Genomic DNA, 6,479 nt, shown 5'->3' with positions numbered 1-6,479 from the left:
CGACATTGACGGCGACATTGGTCGCAAGCGCCGTCTTACCCATGCCCGGGCGACCAGCGAGGATGATGAGATCGGATGGCTGCAAGCCGCCCATCTTCGCATCGAGGTCCCTGAGTCCGGTCGGCAGGCCCGAGAGTTTACCGGCGCTCTGATACGCTTGCGCCGCCCGGTCGATGGCATGGGAGAGCGCCGTATCGAAGGTCTCGAATCCTCCGCCGAACCGTCTGGTCTCGGCAACGTCATAGAGACGTTGCTCTGCCCGTTCGATCAGCTCCGCCGGCGGAGAATCGATGGCTGCGTCGAAGGCTGCATTGCGCATGTCGTCTGCGACATTGATGATCTCGCGCCGTAGCGCGAGATCATAAATCGTGCGCCCGTAGTCGACTGCGTTGATGATCGTGGTCGCTTCCGCAGCGAGACGGGCGAGATATTGCGATGGCGACAACCCGGCGATATCCAGATCGGCGGGAAGAAAGGTCTTGATGGTGATCGGGGTGACCGTCTTGTTCGCGCTGATCAAGCCGCTTGCGATCTCGTAGATCGTGCCGTGAAGCGGCTCGAAGAAGTGGTCCGGCCTCAGGAAATCGGACACATGATAAAATGCGGCATTGTTGATCAGGACTGCTCCGAGCAGCGCCTGTTCGGCCTCGATGTTGTGCGGCATCGCACGATATTGCTCGATCTCCGCCAGTTCCAGTCTGTGTGCCGCTTGCGCCATTGCTGCCTGCGTCGATCGAGATCAGCGACATAGCCGAATCGCGGTGCCGCCACGCCAGGCTATCGTTTGTCCGCGTCGTTCGCACCACGAAGTGACGCGCCAAATCTTTAGCGATTAGGAAAGAATCGCTTGCGTGGTAGATCGAATCGCAGAAATCGTTTTTTATCGCGACCGCCACGGAATGCGGGGCCTAGCGGAAACTTCGCTGCATCGTCGTTCCACAAACACCGATCGCGCCGGGTGGCTTCGCGTCCTCCACGTCGGGCGTGACGAGATAAAGACCGTGTTCGATCGCGGTGCGGCGATTATCGCATCGATGACTGACGGGGCATGGCCGCTCGTCCGCTTCAGCTCCCCGGACACACGACCCCAGCGGCGGACGATCTCGACATCGGGTGACAGAATCCACGTGCCGAACCGCTCCGCCAGCGCGTCGCGTGCCGCAACGTATCGGGGCCGATCTGCATGGCCGGAGGGGAGATCGTGGTTGCCCTTGTCGTGTTCGGCGAGGGTCAGACGCTGATGTGGAATGTCCCTTCATCCCGACCGGCGGCCCAGGCTTCACTGACGGCGGGCCCCACGGGGTGATGAGGGCCGCAACGACGTTGGTGTCGAGCAGCCAGCCGCTCAAAGATCGACGTCCCGGCCGCCATCGGCCTCACGGCGGAGATCGAGGTCGTCGAGATAAAGGCTCTCCTTGAATTCGACGAAAGGCGCGCGCGGGCGCGAGGTGATCGAACTCCTCGACGCTCATCACCATGACCGCCACGTACGCTCACGCGTTGCGGCCCATCCTCCCGGGGCATTTCGGGCGACCTCGCCGAACTGCGCCTTTGCGTCCTCGAGCTTCCATCGACGGCCTGCCGTTCGGCGGCCAGCCTTCCCTTGGTGGAAGGAAGCAAGGCCAGAGGCGGACAGGAAGGGAAGTCTCTGCGCCCTTCGCAGTCCGCCCCGGCTCTCAGTCCTGCCGGGGCCGGCGCCCGGCGCAGCGGCTTCGCCGCCCTCCACTTCGTTCCGGCCCGAGGGTGCGCCGTCCTCCTGAATTCCCCGGCAACGGACCGCCGTGACGGGCCTGCGATGGGCGTGGCTTTGAAACGGAGGCTCTGGAAAATGAATAGGAAGAAGGAAAACGGACGCGCCGACATCTATGCGCGGATTACCGAACGTATCGTCGCCGATCTGGAAAAGGGTGTGCGGCCCTGGGTGCAGCCCTGGTGCAGCGGCAATACCAAGGGCAGGATCACCCGTCCGCTGCGCCATAACGGCGAACCGTACACGGGGATGAATGTGCTGTTGTTGTGGTCGGAAGGGTTGGCGCGCGGCTTCACGTCGCCGATCTGGATGACGTTCAAGCAGTCGATCGAACTCGGCGGCCATGTCCGCAAGGGCGAGACGAGCTCGACGGTGATCTATGCAAGCCGGCTCACCAAAACTGAGACGGACGATCACGGCGGCGAGGTTGAACGGGACATCCCTTTTCTCAAGGCCTACAACGTGTTCAACGTCGAGCAGGTCGACGGTCTGCCGGAACACTATTATCACCGGCCGACGCCAGTCCTCGATCCAGTCGCTCGGATCGAGCACGCCGACCGCTTCTTCGCCAACACCGGCTCCGTGATCCGGCATGGCGGATCGCGGGCATTCTATTCGCCGTCGACCGATCACGTGCAGATGCCAATATTTGAGAGCTTCCGTGATGCCGCGTCATACGTGGCGGTCCTGAGTCACGAGCATATTCACTGGACTGCGGATTCTCGTCGCGTTGGCCGCGATCTCAGCCGCTACGCAAAGGATCGCAGCGACAGGGCGAGGGAAGAACTCGTCGCAGAAATAGGCTCTGCGCTGGTCTGCGCCGATCTCGGCATCGTTCCCGAGCTTGAGCCCAGATCGGATCACGCCGCTTACGTGGCGAGCTGGTTGACCGTCCTTTCCAACGACAGGCGAGCTATCTTCACTGCCGCCGCCCATGCGCAGCGGGCCGTTGCCTATCTCCACGGCTTGCAGCCCCAGAACGATCGCGAGCAGGAGGCAGCCTGATGTCTTACGCTTCGCTCGTTGAAGGGGAGAGCACTCAGCTCTCCCCGATCCGCCTTCGCGTGCTGATCCCATCCCACCGAAGAGTGCGTGCGTCGGCTGCCCGTTCCATACCGATACGGTATGGCGTCATATGCATGACCACGATGTTGACGCACGGAGAGACGCTGTTATTGCCGCCCGCGCCATCCGAACCGGCTTGCGCGATATTTGCAGACAGGCCTTCCTGCATCGATCCGCCGTGCCTCTCCATGCGCCCGATCCGTCGACGGACGCTGATCGCGAGCAGCTCGACCTGTCGCCGAACGAATACGAGGGCTTGTGCGGTGTCAGATGCATAAGTGTCGGCGCGGATTATCGCAACGTCGATGCGCGCGGTCGATATCATCGGTCGGTCGCAAGTTTTGCTCGCGTCCAATGCCCCGACTTGCGGCGGAGCCCTCTGGGGACGTCATCTGCGATTGTGCTTGGACCTGATTGCCGGCCTTGCCGCACCCGCAAACGATCATGCGGGTGGATTCGCCGCGGCGACAACGGCGTCCAGCGGCAGGAACGTCGGCGGTCTCGTTGTCGATCATGCGGCGGCGCCCTCGACAGGGGCTCCGAGATTGCTGGGGTCAGCGGTCTCGTTGCGTCGGGGAGCACGGTATAACGCCGACCTGCTTGAGAACGATCGCGTCTCGATGCGCTGCGCTCGCTGCCTCGTGATGCGATGGGCCATGGGCGCCTGTCTTCATTCCAAATGTGTTCGCGACGGGCGCACCCATCTGCGTCCTCGATAGAGGCTGGTCTGACCGAAGGCCGATCCCGCTTCGCGGGCTCTCGATCTTGTCCCCGCAACGTCCGTCCTCGACTTTCTTCCCCTGGCGCTGCGCGCCATTCCTCGCGGTTCAAGAAAGTCGCTTCCGGCCGCCCTCCACTTTGTTTCGGCCCTTCGGGTGCAGGTCGATCGCCTCCGGTCTCACGACCGCCATCGAGGTCGCGATCGGCGCGGCCCGAGAACACCAAAGGACTGAGACAATGGCTACCATCGGCACCTTCACCTCCACGGGCAACGGCTTCTCCGGCGCCATCAAGACCCTGAACCTCAACGTCAAGGCCAAGCTGGCCCGCGTCGAGAACCCCTCCGACAAGGGACCCCACTTCCGCATCTACTCGGGCAATGTCGAGCTGGGTGCCGCCTGGCAGAAGGTCTCCAACGAGGGCCGCGACTACCTCTCGATCAAGCTGGACGACCCGAGCTTCCCCGCACCGATCTACGCCACCCTGATCGAGGTGGAGGGCGAGGAAGGCCTGCAGCTGATCTGGTCCCGGCCGAACCGGGACTGAGGCTCACACCAGAGGGCTCCGCCGCAAGGCGGGGCCTTCTTCCTTTTCGATCGGAGACACGCTCATGACCGTCGACATCATCGAGGAATTGCGCGCCGAGTTGCGGCAATGCCTGTTCACTCCCGCCGAGCGCAAGGCGCTCGAAGCTGAACTGGCCGAGCTCATCCGGCAGCGCAACGAAGCGCTCGCGCTCGAGGATGAGGGGGCATAAGCCCCCTCATCTACCGACTGACGGTGCAACCGCCGCTAGGGCCGCGATCCTCCGTTGAGCGCGTCCTTGATGGCCTTGGCTGGCGTGAAGGTCAGTTTCCTGGATGCCGCGATTGAGATCGTTGCGCCGGTCGACGGATTACGGCCCTCGCGGGCAGGAGTATCCTGTCGGGTAGGAACGACCCGTTGCCGGGTCGCTCCTCCCTAAGAACTGTACGTGCGAGTTTCCCCGCATACAGCTCAAGCCTCCGCTAAGCCCTGTTTGAACAAAGCCGCCAGTTCCTGTCTATCGGTAGAGTATGCGGATTCAGCGGGCCGATCCGTAGTTTCCGATGGCAGACCGCGCCTTGCAGCGAAGTAGCTGTCCCACATCGGATCAAACGGATTCGCTTCGGCTCGGATTTTGCAGTGGCGACGAATAGGAACATCGGATGCGTGGATCAAACGCCAGAACGTGATGTTTCCGGCATCGTCCTTCACGCCTGCGCGAAACACCCAGTCACGCGTGCCTTCGCGGGCGAAGTAGCGATACTTCACCCAACGACGTGGCTTATCAGGGTGCCTGCGACACGCCCACTGCCAGAGACACTTCCAGATGAGATGCCCGACCTTGCGGAAGGTCTCCTTCGCCACCTGGTTGTGATGATAATTGGTCCATCCCCGGATGACCGGGTTCAACCGCATTATCAGATCCTCCTGCTTCACATCGGCGGCAGCCTTGATGATCGCTCGGATCTTGCGCATAAACGCCGCCACGTTCTTCTTGGCGGGTTTGATGTGGGTGTGCCCCTCATATCTGCGCACGTTCCAGCCGAGAAAGTCGAAGCCTTCCTCGACCCGCACGATGCGAGTCTTTTCTTTAGACAGGGACAGGCCCCGTTCTGACAGAAAATCCTCGACTAGAGTCTTCGCCTCCTCTAGCACCTCTTTCGAAGCACCGGTGATGACGAAGTCATCGGCGTAGCGTATCAAGTGGACCTTGGTTCGGCTGTTGCGGTGTTTCGGGCCATAGTGATCCCGTAACACCTTTTCCATTCCGTCCAAGGTCATGTTGGCGAGCGTGGGCGAGATTATTCCCCCTTGCGGGGTTCCCGCTCGTGTCGCGTTCCATTCACCATCTTGTATGTAGCCGGAGTCCAGCCACTTCCGGAGCACTACCTTGTCCATAGGGATGTTGGTGGTGAGCCAGTCCTTGCTGATTTCGTCGAAGCAGCCAGCAATGTCCGCGTCTAAGACCCATTCCGCCGTTCCACGTCCGCGCAGGGCTATATAGCACTGCCGGGCCGCGTCACGTGTCGCTCGAAACGGTCGGAAACCGTACGAGTTCGGGTCTGCCGTAGTTTCCGCGACAGGCAGCAGCGCAAGCAGATGTAGTGCCTGCATGGCCCTGTCTTTCATTGTCGGGATACCTAGCGGACGCAGCTTCTTGCCGCTTGCCTTCGGGATATATACCCGCCTCAACGGCAGAGGACGATAGCCTCGCCGTTTGAGCGACATTAATCCTCTGACGCATTTATCCGGTGTGTTCCAGATGATCCGGTCCACTCCGGGTGTTCTCTTTCCCTGATTTTCAGTAACCCGTTTCACAGCAAGTGCCTTGCCGCTGAACGAGCGGGTCAGCAGCCGCTGCAAGGCTTGCACCTTGCCCCAACGACCTTCCCGAACTGCCTTCGCGATACGCATCTGCAGCCGTCGCACGTGTTGGTAAGCTTTGCGCCAGTTAATCTGGCCCCAACTCACCTCTTCGCGGGAGGCCGCACCAGTCACTGTTGTGACCGTCATTTGCCTGTCCTCCTCCGAGGGTTCTGCACATTCTCTCGCGACGAGAGACCCGTCGGAAGTCTGCACCCTTTCGGGTAGGGTAATGTTGGCGAGCCGCAACCCCTATCCGAGCGATTACAGCCCGGCATTCGCTTTCTCCGACATCCTCTGCCCGTACCCCCAACAGCTTTCCTTGCGGTCGGCCTGCCCGCTGCCGGGCGGAGATACGGGTTTACCGTGTTTCACCTAAATAACGTGGGTAGGTTAGATCCTGCCTATTCGCCGGCGGCCAATCTGTCCGTGTGCCTCCAAGGTCAAGGGAAGCATCCGGCCGCACACCTTTTGGTTCAAGCCTGTCAGCATCTTTGGCTTGTCAAATTTCACGACGTTTATCAGCAGTTCATTTCCATTGATCAATACCACCCAG

General features: G+C 61.2%; 6 protein-coding genes and 1 pseudogene. 3 read left to right on the top strand and 4 right to left on the bottom strand.

The genetic code is table 11. The features are described from left to right. On the bottom strand, positions 1 to 718 hold a 718-nt coding region (locus tag H8B02_RS44150; protein WP_274617717.1), incomplete at its 3' end, for a DnaB-like helicase N-terminal domain-containing protein. Positions 719 to 1,828: 1,110 nt separating this feature from the next. On the opposite strand from H8B02_RS44150, the gene H8B02_RS44140 reads away from it, so the two are divergent. Next, positions 1,829 to 2,755: an ArdC family protein gene (locus H8B02_RS44140; RefSeq protein WP_229172039.1), complete on the top strand. Its 927-nt coding sequence runs from the start codon at positions 1,829 to 1,831 to the stop codon at positions 2,753 to 2,755. 34 nt (positions 2,756 to 2,789) lie between these two features. Here H8B02_RS44140 and H8B02_RS48750 read toward each other — a convergent pair whose 3' ends face one another. Further along, positions 2,790 to 3,140 carry a hypothetical protein gene (locus H8B02_RS48750; protein ID WP_312001556.1) on the bottom strand — a complete coding sequence of 117 codons (351 nt, stop codon included), beginning with the start codon at positions 3,138 to 3,140 and terminating at the stop codon, positions 2,790 to 2,792. Between the two features lie 632 nt (positions 3,141 to 3,772). Here H8B02_RS48750 and H8B02_RS44130 point away from each other — a divergent pair. Next, a complete protein-coding gene (locus H8B02_RS44130; protein WP_229172038.1) occupies positions 3,773 to 4,081 on the top strand; it encodes a DUF736 domain-containing protein in 309 nt (102 codons plus the stop codon). Between the two features lie 64 nt (positions 4,082 to 4,145). Beyond that, a complete protein-coding gene (locus H8B02_RS44125) occupies positions 4,146 to 4,292 on the top strand; it encodes a hypothetical protein (protein ID WP_229172037.1) in 147 nt (48 codons plus the stop codon). 35 nt (positions 4,293 to 4,327) lie between these two features. On the opposite strand, the pseudogene H8B02_RS44120 reads toward H8B02_RS44125, so the two are convergent. Both H8B02_RS44120 and ltrA read right to left on the bottom strand, forming a co-directional pair. Then, positions 4,328 to 4,459, bottom strand: a pseudogene (locus H8B02_RS44120) (HU family DNA-binding protein); the annotation flags it as partial. A gap of 72 nt (positions 4,460 to 4,531) precedes the next feature. Then, positions 4,532 to 6,073: a group II intron reverse transcriptase/maturase gene (gene ltrA, locus H8B02_RS44115; RefSeq protein ID WP_229172036.1), complete on the bottom strand. Its 1,542-nt coding sequence runs from the start codon at positions 6,071 to 6,073 to the stop codon at positions 4,532 to 4,534. Between the last annotated feature and the right edge of the window lie 406 nt (positions 6,074 to 6,479).

This window comes from Bradyrhizobium altum (genome assembly GCF_020889705.1).
GTDB lineage: Bacteria > Pseudomonadota > Alphaproteobacteria > Rhizobiales > Xanthobacteraceae > Bradyrhizobium > Bradyrhizobium altum.
Note: the sequence above shows the minus strand (reverse complement) of the source record. Positions and strands in the feature narration are given on the sequence as shown.

Excerpts from the sequence above, each read along its gene's own strand:
- ltrA (WP_229172036.1), bottom strand. The coding sequence starts at position 6,073 with ATGACGGTCACAACAGTGACTGGTGCGGCCTCCCGCGAAGAGGTGAGT.
- H8B02_RS44140 (WP_229172039.1), top strand. The coding sequence starts at position 1,829 with ATGAATAGGAAGAAGGAAAACGGACGCGCCGACATCTATGCGCGGATT.
- H8B02_RS44125 (WP_229172037.1), top strand. The coding sequence starts at position 4,146 with ATGACCGTCGACATCATCGAGGAATTGCGCGCCGAGTTGCGGCAATGC.
- H8B02_RS44130 (WP_229172038.1), top strand. The coding sequence starts at position 3,773 with ATGGCTACCATCGGCACCTTCACCTCCACGGGCAACGGCTTCTCCGGC.
- H8B02_RS48750 (WP_312001556.1), bottom strand. The coding sequence starts at position 3,140 with ATGATATCGACCGCGCGCATCGACGTTGCGATAATCCGCGCCGACACT.